This is a genomic window from Clostridium sp. (genome assembly GCF_051650885.1).
Classification (GTDB): domain Bacteria; phylum Bacillota; class Clostridia; order Clostridiales; family Clostridiaceae; genus Clostridium.
In genome coordinates, this window is sequence record NZ_JBOFRG010000343.1 from 1 (window position 1) to 19230 (window position 19230).

Genomic DNA, 19230 nt, shown 5'->3' on the forward strand with positions numbered 1-19230 from the left:
AGAGTAAAGACAAATACTCAATTAAAAAATCCTTATTTTGAAGAAATAAATGTAAGGTATCAAGAGATAATGCTTCTTACATTAAACTTTATGGAAAAGTTCTCAAAGAGATGGAATTTAGAATTAATAAAAGATGAAATAGCCTTTATTGCAATTCACTTTACAGCACATTTTGAAAAGAAGGAAGAAGAACGATTAAAGGGTGAAAAAAAGATAGGGATTCTTTGTAAAAGTGAAGGTGGTATAAGTTTTCTTTTAAAGATTAACATTGAAAGAGTTTTTAGAGATTTCAAAATAGAAATTTTAAATTATAAGGATGATATTAAAAAGTATGATTTTATAGTTACAAATATAGAGATGTTAGGTGAGAGTGGAAAAATAATTAGAATAGACAATATATTTGAAAAAGATGAAATAGAAAAAGTAATTAGAAAGATAAGAAGTGGCTTAAATAGTAGTAAAGATGAAAAGATAGATAGAATTTATTTAAAGAAAATAAAAGGTGGACAGAATGTTTCCTATATAAAGCTTTTGGAGAAGGAAGCTATGTTTTTATATAAAGAGGGAGTTGTATATGAAAACTTTAAAGAAGAAGTATTGCAAAGAGAAAAGAGTTTAAGTACAGCTTATGCAAATGGAATCGCTGCACCACATGCCATAAATATGAATGGAATAGAAAATGTTATTAATATAATTTTGTTAGATGAAGAAATTATGTGGAAGGATAGATTAGTTAACTGTATATTTCTTATATCTGTTAAAAAAGGAAGTATGGAGTTACACAAGAAAATTGGAAAGTTTATATTTAAATTAATAAAAAGTGAGGAATTGAGAAAAGAGATGTTAAGTGTAGATTCTATTAAGGAGATAAGAAAGCTACTTAACATTTAAAATAGAGGTAATTATGAAAGAAAATGAAAAAAGAGCATTAGAGATAATAGGAGTTGCAGGAGAAGGTAGAAGAGAGATTTTCAAAGCATTGCAAATGGCGAAGAAGGGTGAAAAGGATAAATCCAAAGCTATAATGGAAGAAGCTAGGATAATCTTAAATGGATACAAGAAGGTAAAAGAAACAGAAGGACAAGGATTACTTATGATACATGCAGAGGATCATTTGATGAATACATTAATAATATTTGATGTTATTAGTGAGCTTATAGACATATATTCAGAGGGGAGAATAAGAGATGAAGTATAAAATACTTTTAGTATGTGCAGGAGGTTTTTCTACTACAATGATAGTAGAAGAAATTAATGAAGTGCTAGATGAAAGTGATAAATTTAAAAAGGATGAATTCCATTTAGAAGCTATATCAGTTGATAGAATAGAAGCTTATTTAGATGAATATAACATAATACTTGTAGGACCACAGCTTGGGCATAAGTATGAATATATAAGAGAAATTATAGGAGATAGAGAAATTGGAATTACTTTATTAACTAAAGAGCTTTATGGGGAAATGGATGGAGAAAAAATATTAAGAAAAGCTATAGAGATAGGAAATGAGTATATTTAAATTAGAAGAGGGGCTAGAAAAGATTCTTATTTATATAGCAAATAAGCTTGATGGAAGTTCAAAGCTTATAGCTTTAAGGCGAGCTATGATTGGATTAATACCAATCCTTTTATTAGGTGGAACATCAATTATAATAAAGGAAGGTTTCACAAGCTTTGCAAGGAATGGAATATTTATAGAAAATTATTTGTATGTGTCAGAATTAATAAGCATAATAATTAGAGGAAGTATAGGGTTAATAGGCTTATATGGAGGTGTATTAGTTTCATATTTTTTAAGTAGAGAATATGAAATAAAATCTATAGAGTGCGTATTAATGACTGTATTTTCTATATTAATAACATCATTAAGATATAACGAAAGTGGTGTTGTTGATACGAATATGCTAGGAGAAAAAGGTATATTTACAGGAATTATAATAGGGATGATAGTAGTTTGTATATATAATAGAATACATATTGTAAGATTAGCTACAAAAAAATCCAAGTTTGTTCCAGAATTCATAAAAGATTCTATAGAAACAATGGGTGGAACATTTTTTATAGGGATATTTTTTATTTGCATAAGAGGATTTATTGGAGCAGAGTTTAGAGGAGCAATATTGCCAGATATAATTTTAGAAATTTTTACGCCTATAATTGGATTATTAGACAACATGTATATTGTTGTAGCAGTTATATTTATAAGGTCACTATTTTGGTATTTTGGAATACATTCAGGTGTTATTACACCATTAATTGCACCAATACTTGTTATTTATGTTTCAGAAAACATAATTGCTATGAATTTAGGAATAAATATGCCACATTTTTTATCAATGGGAGTTTTTTCAGGAATAATTAATTTTACAGGAACAGGAGTAACAATAGGACTTGTAATTTCAATGTTACTTTCTAAAAAAGAAAAATATAGAAAGCTTGGTAAAAAGACCTTGAAATTATCCTTATTTGGAGTAAATGAACCTTTGTTATTTGGAGTACCAATTGTAAAAAATAAAATACTTGCAATTCCCTTTTTAATAGGAGGAACAATACTTGGTACATTACCAATATATTTAATAAAAATAGGATATATTAGAGCACCAATTTTTGACGTGGCTCACTTACCAATATTTTTAGAGGGATTTTTAGTATCCTTAGATTATAGAATAATATTAGTACAGCTAGTACAAATATTATTGTCAGTTTTAATATATTATCCATTCTTTAAGATGATAGAAAAAAGAAATTAAAATAATGCCCCAAGTAGAATTGTATTTCCTACTTGGGCATTTTTATTGAGATTTAATGATAATAAGTTAATTTTTGATTTGCATACTATTTTTGAAAATATCTCCAAGTCCAAAGAAGTTTGCTATATTATTTGCAAATACCTCATACTTACTAGTATTTGAAAGCTTAGATACAGTTTTATTAACCATATCTTCAAATACTGTAGGTGAACTAGTTTTAGAGATGTTTTGTTTCACAAATGGGTCATTGTTATACATATTTTTCATTTGAGTAAAGTCATTACTTGATAAAAGTCCATTAAATTTATTTATTAAGCCTTGAAGCTGGTCTAAATTTGGTGAACTTAAATTTTCTACTTCTGATGTATATGTTAAGTACTTAGATAATAAATCTTCATTATAAGCTAAATAAGAAGTAAGGTTTGCATAATTTGTTGTTAAAGTTTTACTTTCACTGTTTAGAAAAATTGAATTTTCATAGCTTTTAAATGTATTAGAAAGGTTAGAAAACTTTGTGCTATAAGAGCTATAATCAGATTCAGTTGGATTACTATTTTCATTAACTGTTGATACTAATGTGTTATATGTATTTATATTGCTATTAATAGATGAAAGATCCTTATTATTAAAGTAAAGGTAATAGCATGTAAAACCTACAACAAAAATTATAATAACTATAATTAAGGAAACTATAACTTTAAGTAAGGTTTTCTTTTTTTTAGGATTACTCTCGTTAAAATTAGGTTCATCATCTAAATAATTTCTATCTAAGCTAAGTGTTGTTGACATAAAAATCAACTCCTTTTTTAAAAATATAATAAATATTACCATATAAATATAGATAAAGTTTTAATAGAATATAAAAAATAGAAATCAAAAATATAGAAGTTAAATAAATTTAAGTATATAATTTACTGTGATAAAATAGAAATATATTCTTCATAGTATTAGTATGTCCTATTTGCAGAATATTAGTAGAGGGATAGATTATAGTGGAAATATCTTAAAGTATTAAAGTAAGAAATTTAAAATAAATGAGGTTATCATATGAAAAAAGTAATAGTCGTTGGTGGTGGACCAGCAGGAATAATGGCAGCAATTAAAGCATCAGAAGAAAATGAAGTGATTTTAATTGAAAAAACTGAAGAAATAGGTAAAAAATTAAAGTTAACTGGTGGAGGAAGATGCAACATAACAAATAATAGGGATATTAGTGAGATGCTTGAAAAAGTAGTAACTAATAAAAAGTTTCTATACTCAGCTTTTTATACATATACAAATTTAGATGTATTAGATTATTTTAAAAGTAAAGGTCTTAAATATAAGGAAGAGCTTGATAGAAAAGTGTATACAGATAATGATAAAGCTGATGATGTTATAAACATTTTAAGAGATGACTTAAGAGAGCATAATGTTAAAGTTTTATACAATAAAAGTGTTACTGACCTTATTGTAGAAGAGGGAATGATAAAAGGAATAGTAGTAAATGATATAGAAAAAATTATGTGCGATAATTTAATTATAGCAACAGGAGGAAAAAGCTTTCCTCTAACAGGTTCAGATGGAAGTATGTACAGCATATTAGAGAAATATGGTCATGATATTAAAAAACAATATCCAGCATTAATTCCTTTAGTTATAAAAGAAGAATTTGCAAAAAAACTTCAAGGAATATCAATGAGAGATGTTTTAATAAAAGCAAAGGTTAAGAAAAAGAAATTTGAACAAAGAGGAGACATGATATTTACTCACTTTGGAGTTTCAGGACCAGCAGTTTTAAAATTATCTTCATATATAAATAAAGGTTTAGAAGAGGGAGAAGTAGTTCTTACATTAGATTTCTTACCAGAAGTATCAAGAGAAGAGTTAAGTAAAAAAATGAAAGAAAATCCTTCAAAAGATGTTTTAAATAATTTAAAAGGAACATTAATACAAAGCTTCTTAAAAGAAATTGGAGAAATGTGTGAATTAACAGGGGTTAAATCATCAGAACTTAAAAAGAAAAGTGAAAACAAGTTTCTTCAAATGGTTAAAGAAATGAATCTTACAGTACTAGAAACACTAACAATAAAAGCAGCACAAGTTACCTGTGGTGGAGTATCTGTAAAAAATATAAATTCATCAACATTAGAATCTAAAAAAGTAAAAGGACTATACTTTGCAGGAGAGGTTATGGATGTTGATGCAGAAACAGGTGGATACAACTTACAGATTGCTTTTTCAACTGGAAATTTAGCTGGAAGGCTTTGTAATTAAGAATGAATAATTAAAAATGAAGAATTAGGGGGAGTTGCAGGCAACTCTTGTGGGGGCTCAAAATTTATCGGAGATAAATTTTGTCGCAGGGAAGGGTTTTGAGTTAAGAGTTAATAGGGAAAAAGTAAGAGTGAGTTTAATTAAGAATGAAAAATTAAAAATGAAGAATTAGGGAGTTGCAAGCAACTCTTGGTGAGAAGGGGCTCAAAATTTACCTGGCGGTAAATTTTATCGTAGGGAAAGTCTTAAGTTAAGCATAAAAAAAAATTAAAATTGGAAATAAAAAGAATTGGCGACGCCAATTCTTTTTATTTCCAAAACTCGCCCTAGCGAGTTTTTTCCTGAATTCTTAACTCTTAACTGCCCTAGCTTTTTGCTTTAAATTCTTTTTTACAACGACTACATGTTACTACTATTTTCTTTTTCCCTTTTGGAACTCGTAGTTTTTGACCACAGCTTGGGCAAGTAAGAATTTTGAAGTTTTTATTTTTAGCTTTTTGTGCTTTTTGTGCATTTTTTTGAGCCTTGTATATTGAATAGGCTTGCTTAAAATAAGGTAAGCTATCAAAGTTTAAGGTTGGAGTATTGTATGGAATTTGTTTATTGAATTTTTTTAAGAACTTATTTATAAAAGTAATAAACTTTGTATTTTCAGAGCTTCTTGCATATTTATTTTTTGAGAATACTCTAAATACTATTAAAATAAGTAAAAGTAATCCTATGTAATGAGTGTATCTAAATAGATTTAATATACTACTTAAAAATAATAAAAATATTGAAAAAATATCTACTCCATAACGACCATATAAGAATTTCATAAAAATCCTCCTTTAGTTAAATTAGCTTTATTGTAACAAAAACTTTAAGGAAAATAAAGTTTTGAAAATAATGATTATTTGTAGTAAATGATTGTAATTATCATTTAAAGGTTGTATAATAAAAACATAGAAAGAGAAAGCTATCTTAGATAGTTTAAAAGGAGGAACAAATTTATGAAAAGATTTGCAGAAATAGTAGATATAAGAGCAAGGGAAATTTTAGATTCAAGAGCATTCCCAACAGTTGAGGTTGAGGTTGTTTTAGAAGATGGTACTGTAGGGAGAGCAGCTGTTCCGTCTGGAGCATCTACAGGAATATATGAGGCAGTAGAACTTAGAGATAATGATAAAGATAGATATAATGGAAAAGGTGTTTTAAATGCAGTTAAGAATGTGAATGAAATTATTGCAGACGAACTTATAGGATTAAATGCTTTAAATCAACCTTTTATTGATAGTGAGCTTATAAGAATTGATGGAACAAAAAATAAAGGAAAGCTTGGAGCAAATGCAATACTTGGTGTTTCTTTAGCTGTTGCAAAGGCAAGTGCTAAGTATTTAGGACTTCCTTTATATCAATATGTAGGTGGAGTAAATGCTAAAGTTTTACCAGTTCCTATGATGAATATTATAAATGGTGGTGAACATGCTGATAACTCAGTTGACTTACAAGAGTTTATGGTTATGCCAGTTGGAGCAAAAAGCTTTAGTGAAGCTTTAAGAATGTGTGCAGGAGTATATCATTCACTTAAAAAGATTTTAAATGAAAAAGGATATTCAACAGGAGTTGGAGATGAAGGTGGTTTTGCACCAAATTTAAAATCAAATGAAGAAGCAATAGAAGTTATAATTGAAGCTATAAATAAGGCTGGATTTAAGCCAGGTGAAGAAATGTTTATTGCATTAGACCCAGCATCATCAGAATTCTTCGAAGATGGAAAATATGTATTAAAGCATGAAGGAAAAACATTATCACCAAAAGAAATGGTAGATTTCTATGAAAATCTAGTAAATAAATATCCTATAATTTCAATTGAAGATGGTATGGCTGAAGAAGATTATGAAGGCTGGAAGATAATGACTGAAAGATTAGGTAAAAGAATTCAATTAGTTGGAGATGACCTTTTTGTAACAAATACAGAAAGATTAAAAATGGGAATTGAAAAAGGAATTACAAATTCAATTCTTATAAAATTAAATCAAATTGGAACTTTAACAGAAACATTAAATGCAATTGAAATGGCAAATAGAGCAGGATATACAGCAGTTATTTCTCACAGATCAGGTGAAACTGAAGATACTACAATTGCAGATTTAGTAGTTGCAGTAAATGCAGGACAAATAAAAACAGGAGCACCTGCAAGGTCAGAAAGAGTTTCTAAATACAATAGACTTTTAAGAATTGAAGAAGAACTTGAGGATGTAGCACAATATAGAGGAAGAGAGGCATTCTTTAATTTAAAATAATAGTAAGTATAAAAAGCTTTCTATCTAATCAGATAGGAGGCTTTTTTATTTATCAATTTTTATTTTGAAAATGACTTGCAAAAGAGAATGATAAATGTTATCATTTGATAAAGTAAGTTAAAAGGAGGCATAAAATGAAAAGATTGGATAATGTAGAAGTGGGTACAGAAATTACTGTAAAAGAAATCCAAAAGACAAGTAAAATAAGAAGGAAACTTTTAGATATGGGGTTAACTATAGGTACGAAGGTAATAGTTAAAGGAAAAGCACCACTTGGAGATCCTATAGAGATTAATCTTAGGGGATATAAACTAACACTACGAAAAGAAGAAGCTTGTATAGTTTTTGGAGAGTAAAAAATAATCAAAATTTAAGGTTGAAAATAAATGGGGGTATTATGAGAAAAATAGCATTAGTTGGAAATCCCAACAGTGGAAAGACAAGTATATTTAATTCATTGACAGGAGCAAAGCAACATGTAGGAAATTGGCCAGGGGTAACAGTAGAGAAAAAAGAAGGAAGATTAAATTATAAAGAAAAGGAATTTAAAATAGTAGATTTGCCAGGAACTTATAGTTTAGGTACTTATTCAGAAGATGAAATTATAGGTAGAGATTATATATTGAGTAAGGATGCAGATTTAGTTGTAAATATATTAGATAGCACAAATATAGAAAGAAATTTATATTTTACATTACAGTTGCTTGAATTAGATATAGATGTATTAGTATGTCTTAATATGTTAGATTTAGCAGCAAAAGATGAGGTTGAAATAAATAAAGAAAAGCTTTCTAAAATTTTAGGGGTAGAGGTTGTAGGAACTGTAGGATTAAATGAAAAGGGAATTAGTGAACTTTTAGAAGGAATTTCAAAAAAATCTAATAAAAAAGGTAAGATAAAAATAGATTATGACTCAGTAATTGAAAAAGAAATAGAAAATATATCTAAACAAATAAATAAACCAATAATTTCAAAAAGATGGTCAGCTATAAAGTTGTTAGAAAATGATTCAAATATGAAAGAAAAGCTTGGGATAGAAGAAAATAAAGAATTAAAAGAAGTGTTGAATGTAGCAACTAAAAATATAGAAAAGCATTTTGGGTATGAAGCTGAAATGGAAATAGTAAATCAAAGATATAAAATAGTTAATAAGATAGTAGAAGAAACTATTGTAAAAAAGAATGTAGAAAAAATAACTTTAACAGATAAAATAGATAAAATATTAACTCATAAAATATGGGGCTTACCGATATTTGCAGCAGTTATGCTGTGTTTATATCAAGCAACATTTGTAGTTGGAGCAACTATGCAAGAATGGGTAGATGGATTTATTGGAAGTGTTGGAGAACAAGTTGTAGGGTATTTAGAAGGTATAGGAACTAGCAATCTTTTAGTTAGCATTGTAGGAGATGGTATATTTGGAGGAACAGGTGCAGTTTTATCATTTTTACCTTTAATAATAACAATGTATTTCTTAATAGGTCTACTAGAAGATAGTGGATATATGGCAAGAGCTGCATATGTTATGGATAGAATAATGAGAAAGGTTGGTCTTCATGGAAAGACATTTGTATCAATGATTGTAAGTTTTGGATGTAATGTACCAGGGATAATGGCAACCAGAACTCTAGATAATAAAAAGGATAGAATGATTGCAATATTAATAAATCCTTTTATATCCTGTGGAGCAAGATTACCAATATATGCATTGTTTATAAGTGCTTTTTTTGAATCACATAGAGGGTTAATATTATTTTCTATGTATGCATTAGGAATTATAGTTGCACTTATAGTTGGAAAAATTTTTAGTAAAACTTTATTTAAAGGAGAGGAATCTTACTTTATTATGGAATTACCAAGCTATAAAATGCCATCAATTAGAAATATTAGTTTATTAATGTGGGATAAAGCAGGGGCATTTTTAAAGAAAGCTGGAGGTATTATATTACCAATGATGGTTATATTAGCATTTTTATCTAATTTCCCAATAGGGGTAGATGGTAATAGCTCAGACTCTTTATTAGGGATTATAGGTGGAACTATTGCACCAATATTTACGTTGGCTGGATTTGGGACATGGCAAGCTGTAATTGCATTAATAACAGGGATATTGGCAAAGGAAACTGTAATAGGAACAATGGGGCTTACTTATGCTGGCGTTGAGGAAGGAATAGCAGTAGTAGCAGCGATTCAAAGTGCTTTTTCACCTCTTTCAGCAATTTCATTTATGATAATGTCATTGTTATATACACCATGTCTTGTGGCATTAGGAGCTATAAAAAGAGAAACAAATTCATGGAAGTGGACATTATTTACGGCTGGATATACATTTGGGGTAGCTTGGGTAATATCAGTTTTAGTATTCCAAGTAGGTAGCTTATTAGGATTCTAGTTGGAAAAAGGAAATTTTAATTACAAAAGAAAGACAAATTTGTAATAAATAAAAGAAATAAGAAGATAAATTTTGAAGATTCTTAAAAATTTATGATATAGTTGCATTCCTAAAATGAATATGGCAAACTATGTACTAAGTAAATATTATTTAGATTTACTAGGAGGATTTACAAATGAAAAGAAAAAAGATTATAGGAATTACAGTGAGTTTAGCCATAGCAGGTAGTATGATGCTTCCAGGAGTTTCAGCATTTGCAGATGGATTTAATGTAATATCTATAGGAGCAAACTTAAACAATCAGCAGCAACAAGAAATGCTACAGTATTTTAATGCACCAAATGGAAGTTATGAAAAAATAATGATAAATAATCAGGAAGAGCAACAAGAACTAAAAGGGATTGTGCCAGAATCAGAGATTGGAACAAGAACAATTTCCTGTGCTTATGTTCAACCAACATCAAGTGGAGGAATAAATGTAAAGACTGCAAACTTAACTTATGTTACAGCAAGTATGATAAGTAATGCTTTAACAACAGCAGGAATATATAATGCTAACGTAATTGCAGCAGCACCATTTCCAGTTAGTGGAACAGGAGCGTTAACTGGGATTATGACTGGTTATGAAAAAGCAACAGGACAAGCTATAAGTCCAGAGAAAAAGCAACTTGCTAATAAAGAAATGCAAGTTACAAGTAATATAGCAAGTGATCCAAATGTAGGACAAACTAAGGCTGCAGCAGTAGTTAATGATGTAAAAGCTCAAGTTATCCAAAATGGAAATCAAGATTCAAGTCAAGTTGCACAAACTATTAATAATGTAACTAATAATTATGGAGTTCAATTAACTCCACAGCAACAAAAAGACCTTAATAATGTTATGGTAGGAATATCAAATCAAAATTACAATAAAAGTGAAATGGAAAAAACATTAGAGCATATGCAAGACCAGTTAAATAATGTGCTTGACCAACAAGGTCAATTAAATGGATTTATGAATAAATTAGAAGTTCATTTTGATAACTTTGTAAACTGGGTAAAAGGATTATTTACAAATGCAGATAAGAATGCAGGAATTGTAAACCAAACAAATAATGATAGTAATATAGGTAAAACAGCAGTAGTTACTGGAAATGACCAAACTGTTCAAAATGCAACAGCAACTCCAGAAACACCAGCACAAAAATCTGCTACTTTAACAAACAATACAACAAACAATGGAGCAGAAAATAATACAGGAAGCAATACTTCAAATAATACAGCTAACAATACTTCTAATGTAAATAATACTAATACTAATACAGGAAGCACATCACAAACTGTTCAAAATACAGGAATAAGCTTTGATAAATTCTGTGATAGTGTTCGTAGTAAAGTAATGAACTTAATAAATACTACACCAGATATTAGTCAAGCTTTTGGTTCAGAAGTAAAAGCTAAAGAATTTGTTGATGGAAGCTTTAGTAATAGCCAAATAAAAAATAGTTTTTCACAATTAGGTAATACAGTAAGCAATAATGTAACTGTAAATGTAACACTTGGAAATACAGTACCTAATGGAAGTATGGGGGCAAACATAAGTGAAGCGCTTCCAAATGCAGCTAGTAATAATGAGCAAAATATAATAGTAAGTATATCAGGACAATAGTAAAACACCAAAAAGGACTTTTCTAAATTGTAGAAAAGTCCTTTTTATATATAAATTTAAAGAGATAAGTATATAAAAGTATGTGTAAGACTCTATCTTGTATTGAAAAGAGCATTTTACACACTAATTATTAGACGAAGATTTTATTTAAAAATCTAGAAAAATTACTTTGTTTTTTCTGAGATAATTTTTCACGAGTAAGAGTTACTAGCTTTTTATCAAACTCTTTAAATTTTTTCTCTTCTTCAAGATATTTATTTAAATCTTTCTTTTTACGTTCAATTTCATCTTCTATTAAAGTCTTATTATCTATAGGAAATGAAATAACTGTGTTATTTAAAGGCTCTATAGCATCTACAATATCTTCTTCTACAATAGGTTCTAGCATAGAAGCATCATCTGTTAATGAAGTGTTATCTATATCCTCAAAAAGCGTAGTTTGTGATAAGATAGCTTGACCAATATAGGTAGATGAATCTTCCTCTAATTCCGAAGTACTAGTACAAGCAACCTCTAATAAACCGGTATCCTTTACTAAATTATCATCTTCAGAAAATAATTTTTCACAAGCTTCAGGACTTAAAAAATCAGAAATTGGAATGAAGGTATTAGATACCTTTACTCCTTCTTCTGCATTTAAATCATCAGTGGCTAGAGTTTCTAAATCTGCTATGGTTATATTTTTTTCTATTAAAGTATTCATATCAATTCCAAGTTCGGCATCAAAAATTAATTTTTCCGAATTTTTATTAGTTTTCTGTAATTCTGTTCTGTAAATTCTTTTCTTTTTATTATTAATGCTTTTTTTACTTTTTTTCTTTTTATTCTTCATAAACTTAATCACCCTTATCCATTATGTTGAGTATAGTTTACCATTTTATGGAAGAATATGGAAGTGAAATATAATGAAAATAAAAATATTTACAATTTGTTTATTGAATGGGAAAAAAAAGAAGAGTATTATAAAGGCATAGAAAAGATATTTAAAAAAAGTAAATAATAGGTTATGAGGTTAACCTTTAAACGCTATATGCTAATGACTTCTACATTCTATTTACCAAAGGGTAAAGTGTTTGTAGGTCATTAGCTTTTTTTTGAATATTTTTTGGAAAAAAATTTAAGAGGTGGATAAAAATGAGTAATACAGGAAACAGAAGATTTAAAGAAGATATGGTACATGCTAAAAGAGAAAAAATAAATGAGATGAGAAAAGAAGAGCAAAGACAAGAGCATAAAGAAGAAGGAAATAAATTCAATCACAAAAAACATTAATTAGGGGTGACTAAAATGGAAGAATTAACAACAGTAGAAATAAAAGAAGTATTTGGTGGAGAAGAAAATTTAGAGGAATTCTTTAAATATCTAAAAGAGTATGGAATTGAAGAGGGATTAAATGAAATAACTTTCAAACATACTAAAAAAAGATTAGAAACACTTTTAGCTATAGCTAATAAAGGAAAGGATGCTGAAATAGCTAGTAAAAAAGACGTATTTAAAAAATTATTAAACAATTTAGATAATGTAAAAGAAGAGAGAGCTTCAAAAGAAGCTATAAAAGAAGTATATTCTAATGAAAAAATTATAGAGCATATGGATATAAAAGAACTAGATAAAGAAATTAAACATGCTATGAAAAGTTATAAAAAATATGAAAAGTTCAAAAAGCATGAAGAGAATATTGCAAATAAGTGGATAAGAACTTTAGGAAAATAATTTGTAACAATAATTTTATGATTAGAATAAATTAAAATATAATAAAAGATTCCTTTTTTAAGTTATTTATTTAGATAATTCCTTAGAATCAGATAAACTTATAGAGATTATTTGATGGTGAGGAATTATTTTTTGGACAAGTTGACAAATAAAATAAACGTGGTATTATATAAATATAGTTTGCATACAAACCAATTCGGTTTGTTTATTTTTAAAAAGATAGTTTGCTTGCAAACAGTTTGGAGTGAGAAGATTGAAACAAAGAATAGAGACTAGCTTTCAAATAACAAAGCTTATAAAAGATATTGACTTAGAAGTTTATAATATTCTTTCAAAGGAGCTTAAAGAAACAGAGTTAACGCCACAACAGTTAACGGTAGTAAAACATTTAGGGCATCATGGTGAAATGACTGTTTCAGAAATATGTGCAGTTATGAATTTAACCAAAGGGACAGTTTCAGGTATTTTAAATAGAATGGAACGTTTGGGATATATTAAAAAAATAAAACATGATGAAGACAAAAGAAATACATATATAACATTTACTGAAAAAGGTAGATTTGAAGGCAGAAAATATATGCTTAGTTTCAATAAGGTGTACTCTAATATTTTTAAAAATATAGAAGAATGCAAGCTAGAAGAAATCAAAAAAGGTTTAGAAGAAATAATACAAAAGATTAGGGAGAGTGAATAATTATGCCAAAACTTTTAATACCAGCAATAATTTTTATTTCATTAGCACTTGTTTTTTATTCAATAGGTGTTTGGGGAGAATTTTTATCAAAAACATTAAAGAAAAAACATGTAATAATATTTTGGATAGGTTTAGTATTTGATACATTAGGAACTACAACTATGTCTAAGATAGCTTCAATGGGGACAGACCATAGTATAACATCTACACAACTTATGATTCATGGAATAACAGGAGCACTTGCAATAATTCTTATGTTAATTCATGCAGTATGGGCTACATGGGTTTACAATAAAGGTTCTGAAGGAGCTAAAAAGTTTTTCCACAAATTTAGTATAGCAGTATGGGTTATATGGCTTGTACCTTACTTTGTTGGAATGTATATTGGAATGCACTAGAAGTAAGAGTTAATAGTGAAGAATTTTTTATGTAAAACTATTAAATTTAAAATAGGTTTTAACAGGGGAGAAGTTGTATAACTTTTCCTCTTTTTAAAATAAAATAGATACATACTTCCTATAAGTAATTTTTATAAGAAGTATAGGGAAGCTTAATTATACTTATTTGAAATAAAGGAGTATAATGAAGAAAAAGGAACAAAAGAGGAGGAAATAGAAGATGGAAAATAAAGTTATGTCAAAATGGGGCGTAGAATTAAAGGGGATATTTAAGGATAATGGTAGTGATACTTTAACAATTGTATTACCAGGAGTTGCATATTTAATTGATAGATCATATTTAGATTATTCAAGATCACTTGCAAGTGAATTAGGATATGATGTATTAACTATGGAATATGGATTCCAAATAAATAGAACAGAATTTAATATAGAAAAAGAGTTCCACTTAATGGCTAAAGAAACTATTGAAGCGATTCAAAAAAGTATAACTAAAGAATATAAAGAAATAGTTATTATAGGTAAAAGTATAGGAACTTGTGTGCAAGTTATGTTAAATGGAATGTTTAGAGGAAAAGATGTTAAAAACATATATATAAGTCCAATAGATAAAACAGCTAAACATGGAGTATGTGAAAATTCATTAGTTATAACAGGAACTAAGGATCCACTTTTAAATAAAGAAAGCTTAGAAAAAATTGAAAATGTAAAAGGTGTTAAAGTAGTAAACATAGATAATGCAAATCATGCTTTAGATATTGAAGGAAATGTTCTTCAAAGTATTAAAGTTTTATTTGATGTCATAGAAATGGAAAGAGAGTTTTTACTTAACTAAAAATTGAGAGCATCGAAGGGTGCTCTTTTTTAGAATGAAAAATTAAAAATGAAGAATTGGGAGAATCGCAAGCGATTTTGGAGACTCAAAATTTATCTAGCGGGAAATTTTATCTCAAGAAGGATCTGAGGAGAGAGTTGATAGTAAAAATATTTAATAGGTAAAAATTATTGATAACATTGAGAATGTGAATTTTACTTATATTTAAAAGAGGAATATAATAAAGATATGGAAAGAGATTTATAAGATTTGAGCTTGCTTGAAGGTTTTTGCGAGTTTGAAGATTTTTATAGGATGAATAAGGTTTTATTAGGAGGATGGATTATGAAGGATGTAGTTATTATTGGAAGTGGAGTTGTTGGATGTTCTATAGGAAGAGAGTTATCAAAGTATGACTTAGATATCCAAGTTTTAGAAAAGAATTTTGATGTGGCTGAGGGGATTTCTAAGGCGAATAGTGGAATTGTACATGCAGGGTTTAATGAAAAGGAAAATACTTTAAAGGCTAAGTTTAATATTGAAGGAAATAAAATGTTTGATAAGTTATCAAAGGAGTTAGATTTTTCTTTTAAGAGAAATGGAGCTTTAGTTTTAGCTTTTAATGATGAAGAAGTTAAAAAGATAGAAGAGTTAAAAGAAAATGGTGAAAAGTTAGGTGTAGATGGTTTAGAAATTTTATCTTTAGAGCAGGTTAAAGAATTAGAAGAAAATATATCTGATAAAGTTTGTAAAGCGTTATATGCAAAATCATCAGGAATAGTTAGTCCTTATGAAATGACTATAGCTTTAGCTGAAAATGCAATGGTGAATGGTGTAGATTTTAGATTTGGAGCTGAAGTTATAAATATAGAAAAGATAGATAATGGATATAAAATAACTTTAAAAAATGGTGAGGTAATAGAAGCTAAAGTAGTTATAAATGCAGCTGGAATTAATAGTGACAAAATAAATAATATGATAAATGATAAGAAATATGCTCATGAATTAATAAAAGGGGAATATTGTTTATTAGATAAAGTTTCAGGGAATTTAGTAAATAAAACTATATTTAAAACACCAAATAAAGTTTCAAAGGGAATTTTAGTTACTAAGACAGTTGATGGAAATCTTTTAATAGGGCCAACAGCTGAAAAGGTGAAAAATAATACTTTAGAAACTAATAAAAAAGAGTTAGATAAAGTAATTGAAGAAGCTAATAAAAGCATAAATAACATTAATATAGGAAAGATACTTACAACATTTGCAGGGATGAGACCACATTTAGAAAAAGGAGATTTTGTTATAGATTCTAAAGATAATTTTATTTCTTTAGTAGGAATTGAATCGCCAGGTCTTACAGCAGCACCAGCAATAGGCGTATATGTAAGAGATTTAGTTAAGGAAATTATTAAGTTAGAAGAAAAGAAAGACTTTATTAAGGATAGAAAAGGAATAGTAAAATTCCAAGGCTTATCAGTTGAAGAAAAAAATAAATTAATAAAAGAAAATGAAAAGTACGGAAAAATAATTTGTAAATGTGAGCTTATAACTGAAGGTGAAATAGTAGATGCAATTAATAGACCTCTTGGTGCAAAAACTGTAGATGGAGTGAAAAGAAGAACAAGAGCAACTATGGGAGGATGCCAAGGAGTTGGATGTTTACTTCCAATTAGTAAAATTATAAGTAGAGAACTTAATATACCTTTAGCAGAGGTAATGAAAAATGAAAAATGTTCAAATGTTATAGGTTTTAAGGAGGTATAGTCTAATGCTTGGATATGATTTAATAATAATTGGTGGTGGAGCTAGTGGAATGCTAGCTGCAATTGAAGGAAAGAAAAATGGAATAGAACATATTTTAGTAATTGAAAAAGATTTAGAGCTTGGTGGTGCATTAAATCTTGGAAATTATAATATTAGTGAAAATGGTAATATTACTGGACTTCAGTATAAAGAAAAGCTTATAAAAGAATATAATGAAAATGATATAGAAACTCTTTTTAATACAATGGTTTTAAATATAAATAAAGAAGGAAATGTTATTTGTACAAGTCCTGAAAGAGGAATAGAAGAGTTAAAAGCTAAAAATATTATAATAGCAAATGGTGGAAAAGATAAAGGAAGAAGCTATTTAAACATGCCAGGGGATAGGTGCTCAGGAGTTATAACACTTGGAATGGCTAAAAAGTTTTTAAATATAGATGATATAGTTATAGGAAAAGATATAATTATTTTTGGCGATGAAAATCTTGAGACAGTAGAAAAAGAATTAAAAGATAAAAATCTAAAAATAAAAGCTATTGTAGGAAACAAAGAAAAAGCAAAAAATTACTCAGATAATATATTAGAAGGATATAAAATCAAAGATATATTAGGTGAAGGTAGAGTAGAAAAAATAGTTATAGAAAATGGAAATGAAGAAAAAGAATTAAAATGTGATACATTAATCTTAGCACTAGGACAATTATCAGATGGAATAGTTCCAATGAGAAGTAGCATACAATTAAATCCAGAAACAACTGGTGCAAAAGTAGATGAAAACTTCCAAACTTCAAGAAAAAATATTTTTGCAATAGGAAATGGAATATACATTCATAAAAGTATAGAAGAAATAGAAAAAGAAGCTAAAAAGGTAATAGAAAATATAAAATAAAATATACCTTAAGGTAGAAGTGAGAGAGTGTCAGGAATGATGCTCTTTTTATAATTAAGAATGAAAAATTAAAAATTTAGAATTGGGGAGGAATTACAAGCAATTCGCGAGAGTAGTTTAGAATTTATCTTTGGAAATTTTTATTATTAAGGTGGGGAATTGATTTATAGTGGAATTTTGATATACTAGAGTAAATAATAAGTGAGGCTAAGAATACATAAGATGAGAAAAAGAGTACATAAAGTTAAGTTTTATTTGGATTAGCTAAAGTTAGAAAGGAGTATAGGTGAACATATGAGTTGTTTAGGAAATTTAATTTGGTTTATATTTGGTGGACTTATTGGAGCGGTGTCATGGTTTTTAATAGGATGTTTATGGTGCGTTACAATAATAGGAATACCAGTAGGGCTTCAATGCTTTAAAATAGCAAGACTTCAGTTATTCCCATTTGGTAAAGAAGTAGTAACTGTGGATGATAGTGGAGTAGATTTCTTGTTAAATATATTATGGTTAATTTTTGGTGGATTAGTTTTAGCAATAGGAAATTTAATTACTGGAGTAGTATTCTGTATTACAATAATAGGAATACCATTTGGACTTCAAAGCTTTAAGCTTGCAAAGCTATCATTAATGCCATTTGGAAAAGAAATTAGAGAAGGTTTTTAATTAAGAATTTAAAATTAAAAATTTAGAATTTTAGGAGGAGTTGCGTTGCAACTCTTTTTCTATTTCAAAGATTATTGGGAGAGTGTGAGGGTAAATTATTGAAACAGATAAAATAATAAGTCTATTAAAAATAGTGCAGATAGATATATCATTTTATATTATGATAAAATGAAAGTGATTAATACATAGGATAAGGGAGAAAAATAAAGATGTATGTTCAAACAAAATTAGATTTAATGGATTTAGATAAAAATGATTTTAAATTAGAAAATAGATTGATAATTAATAATGAAGAGGGAAATTTTCTTTTAGAGATTAAGGAGAGTTTAGAGAGTTGCATCTCCTTTTATTTTAGTGTTGCTTTTGTTAATTTTTCAGGGCTTCAGCTTATTTTAGAGGATTTAAAGAAGGCTTCTGAAAGAGGGGTTAAGGGGAAGCTTTTAACGTCTACTTATTTAAATTTTACTGAAGCTTATGCTTTAAAAAAGATTAAAGAGTTCAATAATGTTGATTTAAATATTTTTATAACTGAAGAAAAGAATAGAGGCTTTCATACTAAGGCATATATTTTTGAGTATGAGGATAACTTTAAGATATATATAGGTTCTTCTAATTTAACACAAGGAGCTTTAAAAAGTAATGAAGAATGGAATGTGTTAATTGTAGAAAAGAAGGATGAGGATTTCTCTAAAAAGGTAATGGAAAGTTTTAATAGGCTGTTTAACGAATCTTTAAATGTAACTGATGAGTTTATAGAGGATTATGAAGCTTTACAAAAAGAACTATTAAAAGAAAAAGAGAATCCTTTATTAGAAAAGTATGAAAAGATAAAGCCTAATTTAATGCAAAAAGAAGCTTTAATAAATCTAGAAAGATTAAGGCTACATGGTGGAGAAAGAGGAATTGTAGTTGCAGCAACAGGAACTGGTAAAACATATATGTCAGCTTTTGATGTCCAAAAGT

21 protein-coding genes and 1 riboswitch are annotated in these 19230 nt (G+C 28.0%); of the genes, 18 read left to right on the top strand and 3 right to left on the bottom strand.

Annotated features, from left to right (window positions below; genetic code table 11):
- The 4 genes from ACRC28_RS17300 to ACRC28_RS17315 all read left to right on the top strand — a co-directional run.
- Positions 1 to 891: PTS sugar transporter subunit IIA (locus ACRC28_RS17300; protein ID WP_438544698.1), on the top strand; the 891-nt coding region annotated here is incomplete at its 5' end.
- A gap of 13 nt (positions 892 to 904) precedes the next feature.
- Positions 905 to 1198 (top strand): PTS lactose/cellobiose transporter subunit IIA, encoded by a 294-nt coding sequence (locus tag ACRC28_RS17305; RefSeq protein ID WP_438544699.1) that lies wholly within the window; start codon positions 905 to 907, stop codon positions 1196 to 1198.
- Positions 1188 to 1517 carry a PTS sugar transporter subunit IIB gene (locus tag ACRC28_RS17310; protein WP_438544700.1) on the top strand — a complete coding sequence of 110 codons (330 nt, stop codon included), beginning with the start codon at positions 1188 to 1190 and terminating at the stop codon, positions 1515 to 1517. The genes ACRC28_RS17305 and ACRC28_RS17310 overlap by 11 nt, the downstream gene beginning before the upstream one ends.
- A complete protein-coding gene (locus ACRC28_RS17315) occupies positions 1504 to 2748 on the top strand; it encodes a PTS transporter subunit EIIC (RefSeq protein WP_438544701.1) in 1245 nt (414 codons plus the stop codon). Before ACRC28_RS17310 ends, ACRC28_RS17315 begins: the two co-directional genes overlap by 14 nt.
- 66 nt (positions 2749 to 2814) lie before the next feature.
- On the opposite strand, the gene ACRC28_RS17320 is transcribed toward ACRC28_RS17315, so the two are convergent.
- Positions 2815 to 3537: a hypothetical protein gene (locus ACRC28_RS17320; RefSeq protein ID WP_438544702.1), complete on the bottom strand. Its 723-nt coding sequence runs from the start codon at positions 3535 to 3537 to the stop codon at positions 2815 to 2817.
- Positions 3538 to 3795: 258 nt separating this feature from the next.
- On the opposite strand from ACRC28_RS17320, the gene ACRC28_RS17325 reads away from it, so the two are divergent.
- On the top strand, positions 3796 to 5004 hold the full coding sequence (locus ACRC28_RS17325) for an NAD(P)/FAD-dependent oxidoreductase (RefSeq protein WP_438544703.1): 1209 nt from the start codon (positions 3796 to 3798) through the stop codon (positions 5002 to 5004).
- Positions 5005 to 5369: 365 nt separating this feature from the next.
- Here the strand turns inward: ACRC28_RS17325 and ACRC28_RS17330 are convergent, their stop codons facing one another.
- Complete coding sequence (locus tag ACRC28_RS17330) at positions 5370 to 5822, bottom strand: hypothetical protein (protein ID WP_438544704.1); 453 nt, start codon at positions 5820 to 5822, stop codon at positions 5370 to 5372.
- A 174-nt stretch (positions 5823 to 5996) separates the two neighbouring features.
- Between ACRC28_RS17330 and eno the strand changes: the two genes are divergently transcribed.
- The 4 genes from eno (at position 5997) to ACRC28_RS17350 (ending at position 11329) form a co-directional block, all read left to right on the top strand.
- Complete coding sequence (gene eno / locus ACRC28_RS17335; RefSeq protein WP_438544705.1) at positions 5997 to 7289, top strand: phosphopyruvate hydratase; 1293 nt, start codon at positions 5997 to 5999, stop codon at positions 7287 to 7289.
- 134 nt (positions 7290 to 7423) lie between these two features.
- Positions 7424 to 7645 (top strand): FeoA family protein, encoded by a 222-nt coding sequence (locus tag ACRC28_RS17340; RefSeq protein WP_438544706.1) that lies wholly within the window; start codon positions 7424 to 7426, stop codon positions 7643 to 7645.
- A 41-nt stretch (positions 7646 to 7686) separates the two neighbouring features.
- Positions 7687 to 9681, top strand: a complete 1995-nt coding sequence (feoB, locus tag ACRC28_RS17345) for a ferrous iron transport protein B (RefSeq protein ID WP_438544707.1) — start codon at positions 7687 to 7689, stop codon at positions 9679 to 9681.
- Positions 9682 to 9856: 175 nt separating this feature from the next.
- Entirely contained in the window at positions 9857 to 11329 is a 1473-nt protein-coding gene (locus ACRC28_RS17350; protein WP_438544708.1) for a DUF1002 domain-containing protein, read from the top strand.
- Positions 11330 to 11459: 130 nt separating this feature from the next.
- On the opposite strand, the gene ACRC28_RS17355 is transcribed toward ACRC28_RS17350, so the two are convergent.
- Entirely contained in the window at positions 11460 to 12161 is a 702-nt protein-coding gene (locus ACRC28_RS17355; protein ID WP_438544709.1) for a hypothetical protein, read from the bottom strand.
- Between the two features lie 161 nt (positions 12162 to 12322).
- Positions 12323 to 12382: riboswitch (Fluoride riboswitch) on the top strand.
- Between the two features lie 81 nt (positions 12383 to 12463).
- On the opposite strand from ACRC28_RS17355, the gene ACRC28_RS17360 reads away from it, so the two are divergent.
- The 9 genes from ACRC28_RS17360 to ACRC28_RS17400 all read left to right on the top strand — a co-directional run.
- Positions 12464 to 12601: a hypothetical protein gene (locus ACRC28_RS17360; protein WP_438544710.1), complete on the top strand. Its 138-nt coding sequence runs from the start codon at positions 12464 to 12466 to the stop codon at positions 12599 to 12601.
- A gap of 15 nt (positions 12602 to 12616) precedes the next feature.
- Positions 12617 to 13042, top strand: a complete 426-nt coding sequence (locus ACRC28_RS17365; protein WP_438544711.1) for a hypothetical protein — start codon at positions 12617 to 12619, stop codon at positions 13040 to 13042.
- A 253-nt stretch (positions 13043 to 13295) separates the two neighbouring features.
- Positions 13296 to 13736: a MarR family winged helix-turn-helix transcriptional regulator gene (locus tag ACRC28_RS17370; protein WP_438544712.1), complete on the top strand. Its 441-nt coding sequence runs from the start codon at positions 13296 to 13298 to the stop codon at positions 13734 to 13736.
- 2 nt (positions 13737 to 13738) lie between these two features.
- Positions 13739 to 14134: an HsmA family protein gene (locus ACRC28_RS17375; protein ID WP_438544713.1), complete on the top strand. Its 396-nt coding sequence runs from the start codon at positions 13739 to 13741 to the stop codon at positions 14132 to 14134.
- A gap of 220 nt (positions 14135 to 14354) precedes the next feature.
- A complete protein-coding gene (locus ACRC28_RS17380; RefSeq protein WP_438544714.1) occupies positions 14355 to 14969 on the top strand; it encodes an alpha/beta hydrolase in 615 nt (204 codons plus the stop codon).
- 324 nt (positions 14970 to 15293) lie between these two features.
- Entirely contained in the window at positions 15294 to 16712 is a 1419-nt protein-coding gene (locus ACRC28_RS17385; RefSeq protein WP_438544715.1) for an NAD(P)/FAD-dependent oxidoreductase, read from the top strand.
- Between the two features lie 4 nt (positions 16713 to 16716).
- A complete protein-coding gene (locus tag ACRC28_RS17390) occupies positions 16717 to 17601 on the top strand; it encodes an NAD(P)/FAD-dependent oxidoreductase (protein ID WP_438544716.1) in 885 nt (294 codons plus the stop codon).
- A gap of 294 nt (positions 17602 to 17895) precedes the next feature.
- The gene (locus ACRC28_RS17395) at positions 17896 to 18267 is read left to right on the top strand and encodes a YccF domain-containing protein (RefSeq protein ID WP_438544717.1); all 372 of its coding nucleotides are present in this window, start codon (positions 17896 to 17898) and stop codon (positions 18265 to 18267) included.
- A 209-nt stretch (positions 18268 to 18476) separates the two neighbouring features.
- Positions 18477 to 19230: phospholipase D-like domain-containing protein (locus tag ACRC28_RS17400; protein WP_438544718.1), on the top strand; the 754-nt coding region annotated here is incomplete at its 3' end.